At 71.8% G+C, this 12,519-nt stretch carries 15 protein-coding genes; 12 read left to right on the forward strand and 3 right to left on the reverse strand.

All coding sequences use genetic code 11. From position 1 onward, the window contains the following. The first annotated feature begins 5 nt into the window (after positions 1 to 5). The 10 genes from ACBJ59_RS48710 (at position 6) to ACBJ59_RS48755 (ending at position 7,664) form a co-directional block, all read left to right on the forward strand. Complete coding sequence (locus ACBJ59_RS48710) at positions 6 to 1,613, forward strand: FAD-dependent oxidoreductase (protein WP_375116845.1); 1,608 nt, start codon at positions 6 to 8, stop codon at positions 1,611 to 1,613. A 20-nt stretch (positions 1,614 to 1,633) separates the two neighbouring features. Continuing rightward, positions 1,634 to 2,872 (forward strand): ABC transporter substrate-binding protein, encoded by a 1,239-nt coding sequence (locus ACBJ59_RS48715; protein ID WP_375116846.1) that lies wholly within the window; start codon positions 1,634 to 1,636, stop codon positions 2,870 to 2,872. Between the two features lie 55 nt (positions 2,873 to 2,927). Beyond that, positions 2,928 to 3,764 carry a carbohydrate ABC transporter permease gene (locus ACBJ59_RS48720; protein WP_375116847.1) on the forward strand — a complete coding sequence of 279 codons (837 nt, stop codon included), beginning with the start codon at positions 2,928 to 2,930 and terminating at the stop codon, positions 3,762 to 3,764. Further along, a complete protein-coding gene (locus ACBJ59_RS48725; protein ID WP_375116848.1) occupies positions 3,754 to 4,578 on the forward strand; it encodes a carbohydrate ABC transporter permease in 825 nt (274 codons plus the stop codon). The genes ACBJ59_RS48720 and ACBJ59_RS48725 overlap by 11 nt, the downstream gene beginning before the upstream one ends. A gap of 12 nt (positions 4,579 to 4,590) precedes the next feature. After that, positions 4,591 to 4,860 carry a sulfurtransferase TusA family protein gene (locus ACBJ59_RS48730; RefSeq protein ID WP_375116849.1) on the forward strand — a complete coding sequence of 90 codons (270 nt, stop codon included), beginning with the start codon at positions 4,591 to 4,593 and terminating at the stop codon, positions 4,858 to 4,860. 17 nt (positions 4,861 to 4,877) lie between these two features. Beyond that, positions 4,878 to 5,894, forward strand: a complete 1,017-nt coding sequence (locus tag ACBJ59_RS48735) for a LacI family DNA-binding transcriptional regulator (RefSeq protein ID WP_375116850.1) — start codon at positions 4,878 to 4,880, stop codon at positions 5,892 to 5,894. A 355-nt stretch (positions 5,895 to 6,249) separates the two neighbouring features. Continuing rightward, on the forward strand, positions 6,250 to 6,696 hold the full coding sequence (locus tag ACBJ59_RS48740) for a YdeI/OmpD-associated family protein (protein WP_375116851.1): 447 nt from the start codon (positions 6,250 to 6,252) through the stop codon (positions 6,694 to 6,696). Positions 6,697 to 6,741: 45 nt separating this feature from the next. Then, positions 6,742 to 7,059: a DUF3140 domain-containing protein gene (locus ACBJ59_RS48745; RefSeq protein WP_364116875.1), complete on the forward strand. Its 318-nt coding sequence runs from the start codon at positions 6,742 to 6,744 to the stop codon at positions 7,057 to 7,059. Positions 7,060 to 7,063: 4 nt separating this feature from the next. Beyond that, a complete protein-coding gene (locus ACBJ59_RS48750; protein WP_375116852.1) occupies positions 7,064 to 7,414 on the forward strand; it encodes a nuclear transport factor 2 family protein in 351 nt (116 codons plus the stop codon). A gap of 37 nt (positions 7,415 to 7,451) precedes the next feature. Next, on the forward strand, positions 7,452 to 7,664 hold the full coding sequence (locus ACBJ59_RS48755; RefSeq protein WP_364116879.1) for a hypothetical protein: 213 nt from the start codon (positions 7,452 to 7,454) through the stop codon (positions 7,662 to 7,664). A gap of 29 nt (positions 7,665 to 7,693) precedes the next feature. Here the strand turns inward: ACBJ59_RS48755 and ACBJ59_RS48760 are convergent, their stop codons facing one another. After that, complete coding sequence (locus ACBJ59_RS48760; RefSeq protein ID WP_375116853.1) at positions 7,694 to 8,302, reverse strand: TetR/AcrR family transcriptional regulator; 609 nt, start codon at positions 8,300 to 8,302, stop codon at positions 7,694 to 7,696. Between the two features lie 78 nt (positions 8,303 to 8,380). Here ACBJ59_RS48760 and ACBJ59_RS48765 point away from each other — a divergent pair, with 78 nt between their 5' ends. Then, positions 8,381 to 9,319, forward strand: a complete 939-nt coding sequence (locus tag ACBJ59_RS48765) for a beta-ketoacyl-ACP synthase III (RefSeq protein WP_375116854.1) — start codon at positions 8,381 to 8,383, stop codon at positions 9,317 to 9,319. Here ACBJ59_RS48765 and ACBJ59_RS48770 read toward each other — a convergent pair. Together ACBJ59_RS48770 and ACBJ59_RS48775 are read right to left on the reverse strand one after the other, a co-directional pair. Next, the gene (locus ACBJ59_RS48770) at positions 9,289 to 9,969 is read right to left on the reverse strand and encodes a glycosyltransferase family 2 protein (RefSeq protein WP_375116855.1); all 681 of its coding nucleotides are present in this window, start codon (positions 9,967 to 9,969) and stop codon (positions 9,289 to 9,291) included. The genes ACBJ59_RS48765 and ACBJ59_RS48770 overlap by 31 nt on opposite strands. Before the next feature lie 184 nt (positions 9,970 to 10,153). After that, entirely contained in the window at positions 10,154 to 11,239 is a 1,086-nt protein-coding gene (locus ACBJ59_RS48775) for an NAD-dependent epimerase/dehydratase family protein (RefSeq protein WP_375116856.1), read from the reverse strand. 219 nt (positions 11,240 to 11,458) lie between these two features. Here ACBJ59_RS48775 and ACBJ59_RS48780 point away from each other — a divergent pair, with 219 nt between their 5' ends. Further along, positions 11,459 to 12,196, forward strand: coding sequence for a hypothetical protein (locus ACBJ59_RS48780; RefSeq protein WP_375116857.1), 738 nt, complete (start codon positions 11,459 to 11,461; stop codon positions 12,194 to 12,196). The last annotated feature ends 323 nt before the right edge of the window (positions 12,197 to 12,519 follow it).

The following is a 12,519-nucleotide window of genomic DNA, read 5'->3' on the forward strand; positions in this document are numbered from 1 at the left end:
CGGACTTGCGCGAGTCGAGCACAGACGTGCTGATCGTGGGTGGTGGGCTCGGCGGGGTGGCCGCGGCGCTCGCTGCCCTGCGGGCGGGCCGGAGGGTGGTGCTGACCGAGGAGTACGACTGGCTCGGCGGCCAGCTCACCAGCCAGGCCGTCCCGCCCGACGAGCACACCTGGGTGGAGCGGTTCGGTGTGACCGCGAGCTACCGGGCGCTGCGCGACGGCATCCGGGCCTACTACCGCCGCCACTACCCGCTGACCGAGGGCGCCCGCGCCTGGCGGGAGCTGAACCCGGGGGCGGGCCACGTGAGCCCCCTGTGCCACGAGCCCCGGGTGGCGGTCGCGGTGCTCGACTCCATGCTGGCCCCCTACCGGGGCGGCGGGCTGCTGACCGTGCTGCAGCCGTACCGGCCGGTGGAGGCGGAGGTGGACGGCGACCGCGTGACGGCGGTGCGGCTGGCACACCGCGACGACCCGGGTGACACGATCTGGATCAGCGCGCCGTACGTCCTGGACGCCACCGAGACGGGCGAGCTGCTGCCGCTCACCGGCACCGAGTACGTGACCGGCTTCGAGTCCCAGTCCGACACCGGCGAGCCCAGCGCCCCGGCGACCGCGCAGCCGCTGAACATGCAGGCCGTCTCCGTGTGCTTCGCGATCGACCACGTGGACGGCGACCACACGATCGACCGGCCGGAGCGCTACGACTTCTGGCGGGCGTACCAGCCGGAGTTCTGGGGCGGGCCGATGCTGGGCTGGCGCACCCCGAACCCGCGCACGCTGGAGATCTCCGAGCGCTCCTTCACCCCCAACCCCGGCGACGACCCGCTGGCGGTCCGCGCCGACCAGCGGCGCAACCCCGGCGACGGCAACCTGTGGACCTTCCGCAGGATCGCCGCGCGGGACCTGTTCGTCCCGGGGGCCTACGCCAGCGACATCACGCTGGTGAACTGGCCGATGATCGACTACCTGGAGGGTCCGGTCATCGACGTGCCGGACGCCGCCGACCACCTGCGGGCGGCCCGCGAGCTGTCCAGGTCGGTGCTCTACTGGCTGCAGACCGAGGCGCCGCGCCCCGACGGGGGCACCGGCTGGCCGGGGCTGCGGCTGCGCGGCGACGTGACGGGATCGGCCGACGGCCTGGCCCAGGCGCCCTACATCCGGGAGTCGCGCCGCATCCTGGGCGAGTACACGATCGTCGAGCAGGACCTGTCCATGGCCGTGCGCGGCGACAAGGGCGCCGCGCGCTACACCGACTCGGTCGGCATCGGCATGTACCGGATCGACCTGCACCCTTCGACGGGCGGCGACAACTACCTCGACGTGCCGAGCAGCCCGTTCGAGATCCCGCTCGGCGCGCTGCTGCCCCGCCGCGTGGCCAACCTGCTCCCCGCGGGCAAGAACCTGGCCACCACCCACATCACCAACGGCTGTTACCGCCTGCATCCGGTCGAATGGAACATCGGGGAGGCCGCCGGCGCGCTGGCCGCGTTCTGCCTCGACCGGTCCGCCGCCCCGCACGCCGTGCGGAACGACCCCACCCTGCTCGCCGCCTTCCAGGAGCGCCTGGAGGAGCAGGGCGTCGAACTCCACTGGCCGGACGTGTCCGGTTACTGATCCCCCCTTTAGGAGCCCCGATGCGCATCACCATGGCCGCCACCGGCCTCGCGGGACTGCTCGTACTGACCGCCTGCGGCTCGGGCTCGGAGCCCGCCGCCACCGGACCCGCCTCGCTGCGGATGACGATCTGGACCGGCAACGCCGAGCACCTCAACCTGCTGAACTCGATCGCCGACGAATATCGCAAGACGCACAAGGACGTGGCGGCGATCAAGTTCGACACGTTGCCGATCGAGAACTACACCACGACGCTCACCACGCAGATCGCCGGCGGCAACGCCCCCGACCTGGCCTGGATCCTGGAGAACTCCGCGCCCGACTTCGTCGGCTCCGGCGCCCTCGCGCCGCTGGAGAGCCTGGTCAAGCCGGAGGAGCTGGCGCCCTCGACGACGAAGCTCTGGCAGCGCGACGGCAAGTTGTACGCCTACCCGTTCTCCACCTCGCCCTTCGGCGTGTTCGTGAACCGGGACCTGCTGAAGGAGGCCGGGCAGAAGGCGCCGAAGGCCGGCTGGACGTGGGAGCAGGCCGTCGAGGCGGCCGCCGCCGTGAACGCGAAGACGGGCAAGGCCGGGCTGGTGGTGCGCGACTTCGACTACAAGGGCTGGGACAACCTGGCCACCGTATGGGGCGGCTGGGGCGCGGAGGCGTGGAGCGAGGACGGCAGGACCTGCGGCTTCGCCAAGCCCGAGATGGTCGAGGCGATGACGTTCCTGCACAAGGCCATCTTCGAGGACAAGGCGCTGCCCGCCCCCGGCACCACGGCCGACTTCTTCGCCGGTGAGGCCGCGATGACGGTCACCCAGATCTCCCGGGCCTCCCTGCTCAAGGACGCGACCTTCGAGTGGGACCTGATCCCGCTGCCCGCCGGCCCGAAGGGCGCCTACAGCGTCATCGGCCAGGCCGGCATCGGCGTGATCAAGAAGAGCCCGAACGCCGCCAAGGCCGCCGACTTCCTGTCCTTCCTGTCCAACCCGGAGAACTCCGCCAAGCTCGGCCAGTACTTCCCGCCGCCCCGTACCCAGCTCCTCACCGCCGAGGGCCTGGCCAAGAGCAACCCGCTGCTGAAGCCCGAGCAGCTGCAGCAGGTCGTCATCGACGGCATCGCGAACGGCCGGGTCAAGCCCAGCCACGCCGGGCAGGCCGAGCTGGCCCAGACCGTGCGGGCCGGCCTCGACCAGCTCTGGCAGCCGGGCGCCGACGTGGCGAAGACGCTGACCGGGGTGTGCACCGCGATCCAGCCGATGCTGGCCAAGTGATGGCGCTCGAACTGCGCGGCACCGCCGCCGGGACCACCTGATCGGGTACGCGTTCGTGGCCCCGCAACTGGTCGGCAGCCTGCTGTTCGTGTTCCTGCCGCTGGGCCTGGTCGTCTACTACAGCCTGCACGAGTGGAACGTGCTCGCCGACACCTTCGAGTTCGTCGGCGGCGACAACTACCGTCAGCTCCTCGCCGACCCGAACGTCCCCAAGGTCCTGACCGCGACCGCCGTGTTCTCGGTCGGCCTCGTGGTGTTCAACCTGTCGCTGGCCATGCTGCTCGCGGTGCTGCTCAACCAGCGGCTGCGCGGCACGGTGGTGTTCCGGACGCTGTTCTTCTCCCCCGTGGTGGTCTCGCTGGTGGCGTGGACGATCGTGTGGGGCTTCCTGCTGCAGTCGAACGGCGGCGTCAACGCCCTGCTCCAGAGCGTGGGAGTCGAGGGCCCCAACTGGCTGCGTACCGGGACCGGCGCGATGGTGTCGGTGATCTGCGTCCAGGTGTTCAAGAACGTCGGGCTCAACATGGTGCTGTTCCTCGCCGCGCTGCAGGGCGTGCCCAAGGAGCTGTACGAGGCGGCCAGGATCGACGGGGCGGGGGCGTGGACCAGGTTCGCCCGGATCACGCTGCCGATGATCAGCCCGACCGTGCTGCTCACCTCGATCATCACGGTGGCCGGGTCGTTGCAGGTGTTCGCCCAGATCGCGGTGCTCACCCAGGGCGGGCCCGGCACCTCCACCACCGTGCTGGTCTACTACCTCTACCAGCAGGCCTTCCAGTTCCACCACTTCGGCTACGGCGCCACGCTGTCGGTGCTGCTCTTCGTGATCGTGCTCGCCCTCACCGTGCTGCAGTGGCGGATGCGCAGGAGGTGGGTGTTCCTTGAGACGTAAGACGCTCCTGTACGGCGTGCTCTGCGTGTTGTGCGTGCCGTTCGTCTTCCCGACCTGGTGGATGGTCACCTCCTCGCTGAAGCCGGTGAGCGAGATCTTCGCCTTCCCGCCGTCGCTGCTGCCCGGCAACCCCCGGCTGGACGCCTACCGGCAGGTGTTCGAGCTGCAGCCGTTCGCGCAGCAGTACTGGAACAGCCTCTACGTCGCCGCCGTCGTCACCCTCGGCACGCTCGCGGTGTCGGCGCTCGCGGGGTGGGCGTTCGCGCGCATCCGCTTCCGCGGCTCGAACGCGCTGTTCCTGGTGATCCTCGTCGGCCTGCTGATTCCCAGCGAGGTCACGATCGTCCCGCTCTTCCGGATCTTCCACTCCCTCGGGCTGACCGACACGCACTGGCCGCTGGTCCTCATCCCGGTGCTGGGCGCGCCGAGCGTGCTGGCCACGTTCATCATGCGGCAGTTCTTCCTCGCGCTGCCCAAGGAGCTGGACGAGGCCGCGGCGGTGGACGGGCTGGGGCGGTTCGCCACGTTCTGGCGGATCGGGCTGCCACTGGCCAGGCCCGCCGTGGGCGCGGTGGCCATCTTCACGTTCCTGCACAGCTGGAACCTCTACCTGGAGCCGATCGTGTTCCTCACCACGCCCGAGCGGTTCACGCTGCCGCAGGCGCTCACCCAGTTCGTGGACGCCTACGGCGGGCCCATGTGGAACGTGCAGCTGGCCGCCGCCTCGCTGACCGCGCTGCCGGTGCTCGTGGTGTTCGTGGTGGCGCAGAAGCAGTTCGTGGAGGGCCTGGCGCATACGGGACTCAAGGGATGATTTCCTATACGCATGCCTGATCTCGTAGTGGACGGCGGCGACAAGCTGTGCGTGCAGCTGCTCATCGAGCTGCGCGCCCACGTGCGCGCGGCCGGCCCGGGCGCCGTGATCCATCTGATCGCCTCGGATCCCGCCGCACCCGTGGACCTGCCCGCGTGGTGCCACCTGACCGGGCACACCTACCTGGGGCCGGTGGAGGGGGCCGAGCGGGCCACGTACGCGCTGCGCGTGGCCGGGGTCGCCAAGGAGACGCAGGACGCGAAGCCCTGGCACGCGGCTTAAGCGGTTAATATCTATCCGTGAGACGACCGACGATCGCCGACATCGCCACCCGTGCGGGAGTGTCCAAGGTGGCGGTCTCCTACGCGCTCAACGGGCAACCGGGAGTGTCGGAGGCGACGCGGGCCAGGATCGTCGCCATCGCCGACGAGATCGGCTGGCGGCCCAACAGCGCGGCGCGGGCCCTCAACGGCGCCCGGGCCAACTGCGTCGGCCTCGCGCTGTGCCGGCCCGCGCGCATCCTGGGCGTCGAGCCGTTCTTCATGGAGCTGATCAGCGGCATCGAGGGCGTGCTCGCCGACCGCTCCTACGCCCTGCTGCTCCAGGTCGTCGCCAGCCACGAGCAGGAGAGCCAGGTCTACCGGCACTGGTGGGGCGAGAGCCGCATCGACGGCGTGTTCCTCGTGGACCTGCACTATGCGGACTCCCGGGTGAGCGAGCTGGAGCGGCTCGGCATGCCGGTCGTCGTCATCGGGCACCCCTCCGAGTCGGGCTCGCTGTCGGCCGTCTGGTCCGACGACGGCGAGGCCGTGCGCGAGACCGTCGGCTATCTCGTGGCGCTGGGTCACCGCCGCATCGCGCGGGTGGCCGGGCTGCCCCGGCTGGTCCACACCGCCGTCCGCGACCAGGCGTTCCTCCAGGCGTGCGAGGGCGTGGCCGAGCACGTCATCGTGCACACCGACTACACCGGCGAGGAGGGCGCCCGGGCCACCAGGCGGCTGCTCAGCTCGCCCGACCGGCCCACGGCCATCATCTACGACAACGACATCATGGCGGTGGCGGGCCTGTCGGTGGCCCAGGAGATGCGGGTGGAGGTGCCGCGCGACCTGTCCGTCGTGGCGTGGGACGACTCGCCGCTGGCCCAGGTCGTACGCCCGCCGCTGACCGCGCTCACCCGCGACATCCCGGCCTACGGCGCCCACGCCGCGCAGCGCCTGCTCGCCCTGATCTCGGGCGAGAGCGTGCCTCCCTACGAGGACCAGGCGGCCGTCCTCACGCCGCGCGGCAGCACCGGGCCCGTTCGCTCCGGCACGTAGACCTTCGCCTCCCCCGGCCCCGCCTCCGGGAGCTCCCCGGCGCGTGCCGCGGGCGCGGGGCCTCCGGGTGGCTGGCAGACCACCCGTTCCCCGGCCCGCGGCACGTGCCGTCCCCTCCTCCGCGGCAGGCTCTCTGGGAGCCGTCCCGGCGTCCCCCGCGCTGAGACGGCTCCAGACTGTCCGAGTGCGGGCGACCCGGCCTGAGTACCCCCATACCTAAACGAGACCCGAAATCCGGTAAATCGTGACCTGGGCACCAGGTGCTGGATTGACCACTTTTTTTGTCGGCGGCTACCCTCGACACAGCCAGGTCGTCTCCGTCGAGCCCGGCGCCCGGACTGGAGGGGTTCTTCCGATGAGATTCCGCAGCACGATCGAGCTGGGCAGCAAGACCGCCACGGGTTTCGAGGTCCCCGCCGAGGTCGTCGAGGGGCTCGGGAGCGGGAGGCGGCCCGCCGTGACCGTCACGATCAACGCCCACACCTACCGCAGCACCGTGGCCCCGATGGGCGGCCGGTTCATGCTGCCGCTCAGCGCCGAGAACCGGCAGGGCGCCGGCGTGGCCGCGGGCGACGAGGTCGAGGTGGAGGTCGCGCTGGACACCGCGCCCCGCGAGGCGCGCGTGCCCGACGACCTGGCCGCCGCGCTCGACCAGGCGCCCGAGGCGAGGAAGTTCTTCGAGAGCCTGTCCTACTCGCGCAAGATGCGCTACGTCCTGCGGATCGAGGGCGCCAAGAAGCCGGAGACCCGGGCGCGGCGCGTCACCGACACCGTCGCCAAGCTCGCCGACGGCGTGGGATAGGTGGCACGGGTGCGTAACGCGGGGCGTGGCGGGTAGACGGGCGTCATGACTGAGGGTTTTGACACCGACGTGCTGTGGAACGAGTTCCACCGGATGGTCAACATGAACTCCGAGGAACTGCGGTCCTACCTGCTCGCCGAGGCCTCCGACGAGGAGGGCTTCCCGCCCGACCCGGACATGGGGATCGACGAGCTGGGGCGGGGCGTGCTGCACGTCCTGAGCAAGCGGAAGGGCGACCTCACCAAGGTGGACATCGAGGTGATGCGCCAGGTCGTGGACCTCGTCGAGACCATGGGCGACCGGACGGACGACGAGTCGCGGCGGGAGCTCATGACCGTGGGACATGACCCGCTGAGAGGATAGCCCGATGGTCGAGCCGCACCCGTGGATCGAGGGGTACGTGCGCGCATGGAACTCCAACGATCCCGACGACATCGCCGCCCTGTTCACCGAGAATGCGGTCTACTACACAGAGCCGTACAGCTCGCCGTGGCAGGGTCGTGACGACATCGTCTCGCAGTGGCTGGGGCGGCAGGACAAACCAGGTGAGGCCACATTCGAGTGGCATCCGGTGTCCGTGACGGAGGACGTCAGCGTCATCCAAGGAGTCACGACATATCCGGACAAAACGTACAGCAACCTCTGGGTGATCCGGTTCGAGCCCGACGGGCGCTGCCGGGAATTCACCGAATGGTGGATGCGGCACGATGCCAAGTGATGCAATGGGCCGAACCGTCTTCACCCGAGGAGATCCGTTGAGAGACAACCTCGACCTCGCCGCGAGCGCCCAGGAACTGGCCGACGCCGCCCCGACGGGATCGATCGACCGTGCCGCGGCCTCGTCCGTGGCGATCACGCTGGCCACCACCCGCGACATCACCGACGCCAGGAAGACCTTGGACGGGCTCTCACCGGAGGAGGTCAGGCAGGCGGCTCTGGCTCTGTTCGACCGCCTGTCGGCGGACTGATCCTCGGGGCCTCCGCCGGGGAACTCGGGTCAGGCGGAAGGCGGGGTGAGGCGGGCGTTCACGGCTTCGCGGGCGTACGTGGCGGCGTGCGGATCACCGTGGAGCTGGATGGTGTGGTTGAGCGCCATGGCCATTCCCATGAGCTCGAAGACCAGCCGCCCCGGATCGGTCCCCGCGGGCAGCTCGCCCGCGTCCACGGCCCGGCGGGCCTCCTTGGCCAGCCGGGCCCGCCACACACCGAACCGTGACTCCACGGCGTCCCGGACCGCACCGGGCCGGCCGTCGAACTCGTGTGCCGCCGCCACGAAGAAGCAGCCGCCCGGGAAGACCCGCCGTTCCAGGTAGGAGATCCACGCCTCGCAGAGCACCCGCAGCCGGTCCAGCCCGGGCGCGGCCGGCAGGGCGGGCTCCCAGACCTCGGCGCGGAAGATCTCCCCGGCCCGGTCCAGGACGGCGAGCTGGAGGGCCTCCTTGGTGCCGAAGTGCCCGAGGACGCCCGACTTGCTCATGCTCAGCTCGATGGCGAGCCGGCCGATGGTCAGCCCTTCGAGCCCCTCCATGGAGGCGATGGCGACCGAGCGGTCGAGGATGGACGCACGCGTGCCGAGCGCCTCGGCGACGGACCGGCGCGGGCTCATGCGGATGCCCCGGCGGGCGTGGGCGAGCTCATACCGGCCAGATTAGCGTCCGAACGTTCGCTTGCTATAGTCCGCCGCATGAATGGATCACGACTTGTCGCCACAGGCCACTATCAACCCGCCAAAGTCCTGACAAATGATGATCTGGCGGCAATCGTGGACACGAGCGACGAGTGGATCAGCAAGCGGGTCGGCATCCGTACCAGGCATGTGGCGGGCGACGGCGAGAGCGTCACGGACCTGGCCGCGCAGGCCGCCGCCAAGGCGCTGGCCGCAAGCGGCCTGGCCGCGTCCGACATCGACCTCGTCCTGGTCGCCACCTGTACGCAGACCGAGCACGCCCCCAACGTCGCCTCCCGCGTCGCGGCCCGGCTCGGCGTGCCCGACGCCGCCCTGATGGACCTCGGGGCCTCGTGCTCGGGGTTCACCCACGCCCTGGCCCAGGCCGACCACGCCATCCGCGCGGGCGCGGCCACGAACGCCCTGGTCGTGGGCGCGGACAAGATGACCGCGGTAACCGACTGGACCGACCGGACCACGTGCGTGCTGACGGGCGACGGGGCCGGGGCGGTCGTGGTGAGCGCCGCTCCCGAGGCGGAGATCGGGCCCGTCGTGTGGGGCTCGGCGCCGGAGCTGGGCACCGCCGTACGGATCGAGGGCACCCCCACCCGCTTCGCCCAGGACGGCCAGACCGTGTACCGCTGGGCCACCACCCGGCTCCCGGACATCGCCCGCCGGGCGTGCGAGCGTGGCGGCGTACGACCGGAGGACCTGGCGGCGGTGGTCCTGCACCAGGCGAACCTGCGCATCATCGAGCCCGTCGCCAGGAAGCTCGGCGCGGTCAACGCGATCGTCGCCAAGGACGTGGTCGAGTCGGGGAACACCTCGGCCGCGAGCGTGCCGCTGGCGCTGTCGAAGCTGCTGCAGCGGGACGAGGTGGCCAAGGGCGCGCCGATGCTGCTGTTCGGCTTCGGGGGCAACCTGTCCTACGCCGGGATGGTGGTCCGCTGCCCCTGACGGTGGGCGGCCATGACGGCCCGCATGTCGCCGATGGCGCGCAACGTCCCCCGTACGGTGCCGGTCACCTTGGAGCGCCCGGCCCTGGGCAGGTAGCGTACGTCGGCCTCGACCACCCGCCACCCGGCCGCGGCGGCCCGCAGCACCATCTCCAGCGGATAGCCGAACCGCCGGTCGGCCAGCTCCAGCCCCAGCAGCGGGACGCGGCGGCAGGCCCGCATCGGCCCCAGGTCCCGCACCGGCACCCCCGCCGTACGCCGCAGGCGGCGGGCCAGAACGGCGTTGCCGAGCCGCGCGTGCACCGGCCAGGCCCCCCGTCGCGCCGGCACCCGCCGCCCGAGCACCAGTTCCGAGCGGCCAGCGGCCACCGGTCCGGTGACGAGGGGCAGCTCGGCGGGGTCGAGTGAGGCGTCGGCGTCCATGAAGCAGACGATCTCGCTGGAGGCGGCCAGGAGCCCGGCATGGCAGGCGGCCCCGAACCCGCGCCGCGGCTCGTACACGACGACCGCTCCCAGCTCGGCGGCCACCAGGTCGGACCCGTCGGTGGAGCCGTTGTCGACCACGATGGGGCGGTAGCCGGGCGGCATCCGCTCCAGAACCCAGGGCAGCGCCTCGGCCTCGTCGAGGCAGGGCAACACGACATCGATCACGCTCCCGACGCTAGAACGGCCACCCCCGCCCAACCCTTACGGACCGATGACATCACGCCCGGCCCGGCCGTCCTGGGTCCACGCCGCTCCCGCCGACCGGCCTGCTCGCTCATGCCCTTCCCCCGCGTCGACGGCGGCTTCCGGCTCGGCACAGAGCCGCCTGGCCCGGCGGCCTCGCTCCACCTCACGATCCTGTCGCGCCCGCGTCCGGTGCGGCGCCGACGAACTCCTTGATGCCGTCCGCGAAGGTGATCCGTGCCGTGAAGCCCAGCTCGGCGGCCGCTCGGGCCGGGGAGGCGACGATGTGGCGGACGTCCCCGAGGCGGTACTCGCCCGTCGTCACCGGGTCCGGGCCGCCCGTCTGCGCCGCCAGGGCCGCCGCCAGCTCCCCCACCGTGTGCGGGGTACCGCTGGCGATGTTGTACGCCGCCGGCTCCCCGGCCGTCCCCACCCCGAGCGCCAGGACGTTGGCGCGGGCCACATCCCGTACGTGGACGAAGTCCCGCCGCTGCCCCCCGTCCTCGAACACCCGGGGCGCCCGGCCCGCCAGCAGGGCCGACAGGAAGATCGCGGCCACCCCGGCATAGGGCGTGTCCCGGGGCATCCGGGGGCCGTAGACGTTGTGGTAGCGCAGGGCCACGACGGTGCCGGAGGTCTCGCGGGCCCAGTTGGCGGCCAGGTGTTCCTGGGCCAGCTTCGTGGTGGCGTAGGCGTTGCGGGGGTCCGAGGCCGCCTCCTCCGGGACGACCGTCGGGGTCAGGACGTCGTCGCAGCGCGGGCAGCGGGGGTCGAAAACGCCGCGCGCCAGGTCGCCGGCCCGTCTGGGGCCGGGGCGGACGCGGCCGTGGCGGGCGCAGTCGTAGGCGCCCTCGCCGTACACGACCATGGACGAGGCGAGGACCAGCCGGCCGACGCCGTGCCGGGCCATGGCGGCGAGGAGGGTCGCGGTGCCGTACGCGTTGACGGAGGCGTAGTCGGGCAGGTCGGCCACGTTCACGCCGAGGCCGACCTTGGCGGCCTGGTGGATCACGGCGTCGACGCCGGGCAGGAGGCGGTCCAGTGCGTCGGGGTCGCGGATGTCCACGCCGTCCCGGAGGTCCGCGGTGACCACCTCGCAGCCGCCGGAGCCGGGGGCGACCACCTCGCAGCCGTCCGGGCCGGGGGCGACCACCTCGCCGTCGCGGCGGCCCGGGGTGGTCGCGCCGCCGTGGAGGGCCTCCGCGATGTGGCTGCCGATGAAACCTGCCGAGCCGGTGAGCAAGACGCGCATGCCGCCGATCCAACACCCGCCCGGCCCGCGCGGATCTTACGGAGCGGGAACGTCGCGCAGGTGGCCCACCGGCTTCTCGACCTCCCGCGCGTAGCGCGCGGCGAACTCGGGCGAGTCCGGGTCCCGGTCGGCCGGGAGCTCGCCCGCCTCCTGATGGGCGCGCAGGTGCTCCGGCTCCCGGCGCTTGCGCGCGACGACCGGGGCGAACAGGGTGGAGGCATGCCAGGCGTCGACACGCTGGACGGTCTGCTCCAGGCCGTCGCCGAGTTCCGTACGGACGACTACGAGCTGCCGGCCGAGCGGGCCGCCGTCGACCGGGCCGGGCGCTCGATCGAGGAGTCCGGGCTGCTGCTGCTCGGCGAGGTCCACGGGGTCAGGGAGAACCCGCTGGTCATCCTCGGGCTCATGAGGCTCCTCGGGCTGACCCATCTGGCCCTCGAATGGCCCGCGGCCCTGAAACCGCAGCTCGACGCCTACCTGACCGACGGGACGGGGCTCGACCATCCGCTGTGGTGGCTCGGCGACGGGCGCGTCACGGCGGGGCACTTCGCGGTGCTCAAGGCGGTGCCGGGGCTCTCGGTCACGCTGTTCGACGGAGGGGCGTTCACCGGGGACTGGTCGCAGCGGGACGCCTCGATGGCCGAGCAGGTGCTGGCCGCGCACGCCGAGCCCGCGCTCGTCGTGGCGGGCAACGCCCACACGTGCACCTCGCCGACGGAGCTGGGGCTGCCGATGGGGGCGTGCCTGGCCAGCGCGCGGCCGGCGCTGGAGAGCGTGCGGATCGACTACGGCTCGGGGGGCTACTACAACGGCGAGCCGCGGCACATGAGGGGTTACTGCGCGGTGGAGGGGTTGCGGGTCTTCGAGGGGGAGCTGGTCGTGGGGCTGCCGGAGATCAGCGAGGCCACGGTGCCCCATCTGCCCGTCGAGCTGCTGAGGGAGCGGCTCGGCCTCTGATCCCGGTTGCCGAGCCGTCCGGGCTGGTGTCCGCGATGGGGCCGACGCGGGCCTGGGTGGCGGCGGTTACCGGGCGGCGCTGGAGCGCGGCGCGACGTTGCATGACCCCGTGGGGTATACGCTGAGCACACGCCACGCTAGGGCGGAGGATTCCTGACCGCCTGTCAAGCGCATGGCCTCCCCCTGACACCCAGGTCGCGACCACGGCGTCGCGACCCCCGGGAACAAGCGTGGGCCGGTGAATTCACTCCCCCTGACTACGTGCTTCCGGTTTTGCCATGGATGCGCCAAGGTTAGGGCAACTTGCACCGCGAGGTAAGGAG

The organism is Nonomuraea sp. MTCD27, assembly GCF_041950495.1.
Classification (GTDB): domain Bacteria; phylum Actinomycetota; class Actinomycetes; order Streptosporangiales; family Streptosporangiaceae; genus Nonomuraea.

Coding starts and splice junctions, on each gene's coding strand:
- ACBJ59_RS48715 (WP_375116846.1), top strand. CDS start 1,634: ATGCGCATCACCATGGCCGCCACCGGCCTCGCGGGACTGCTCGTACTG.
- ACBJ59_RS48730 (WP_375116849.1), top strand. CDS start 4,591: ATGCCTGATCTCGTAGTGGACGGCGGCGACAAGCTGTGCGTGCAGCTG.
- ACBJ59_RS48740 (WP_375116851.1), top strand. CDS start 6,250: ATGAGATTCCGCAGCACGATCGAGCTGGGCAGCAAGACCGCCACGGGT.
- ACBJ59_RS48745 (WP_364116875.1), top strand. CDS start 6,742: ATGACTGAGGGTTTTGACACCGACGTGCTGTGGAACGAGTTCCACCGG.
- ACBJ59_RS48750 (WP_375116852.1), top strand. CDS start 7,064: ATGGTCGAGCCGCACCCGTGGATCGAGGGGTACGTGCGCGCATGGAAC.
- ACBJ59_RS48760 (WP_375116853.1), bottom strand. CDS start 8,302: ATGAGCCCGCGCCGGTCCGTCGCCGAGGCGCTCGGCACGCGTGCGTCC.
- ACBJ59_RS48765 (WP_375116854.1), top strand. CDS start 8,381: ATGAATGGATCACGACTTGTCGCCACAGGCCACTATCAACCCGCCAAA.
- ACBJ59_RS48775 (WP_375116856.1), bottom strand. CDS start 11,239: ATGCGCGTCTTGCTCACCGGCTCGGCAGGTTTCATCGGCAGCCACATC.
- ACBJ59_RS48780 (WP_375116857.1), top strand. CDS start 11,459: ATGCCAGGCGTCGACACGCTGGACGGTCTGCTCCAGGCCGTCGCCGAG.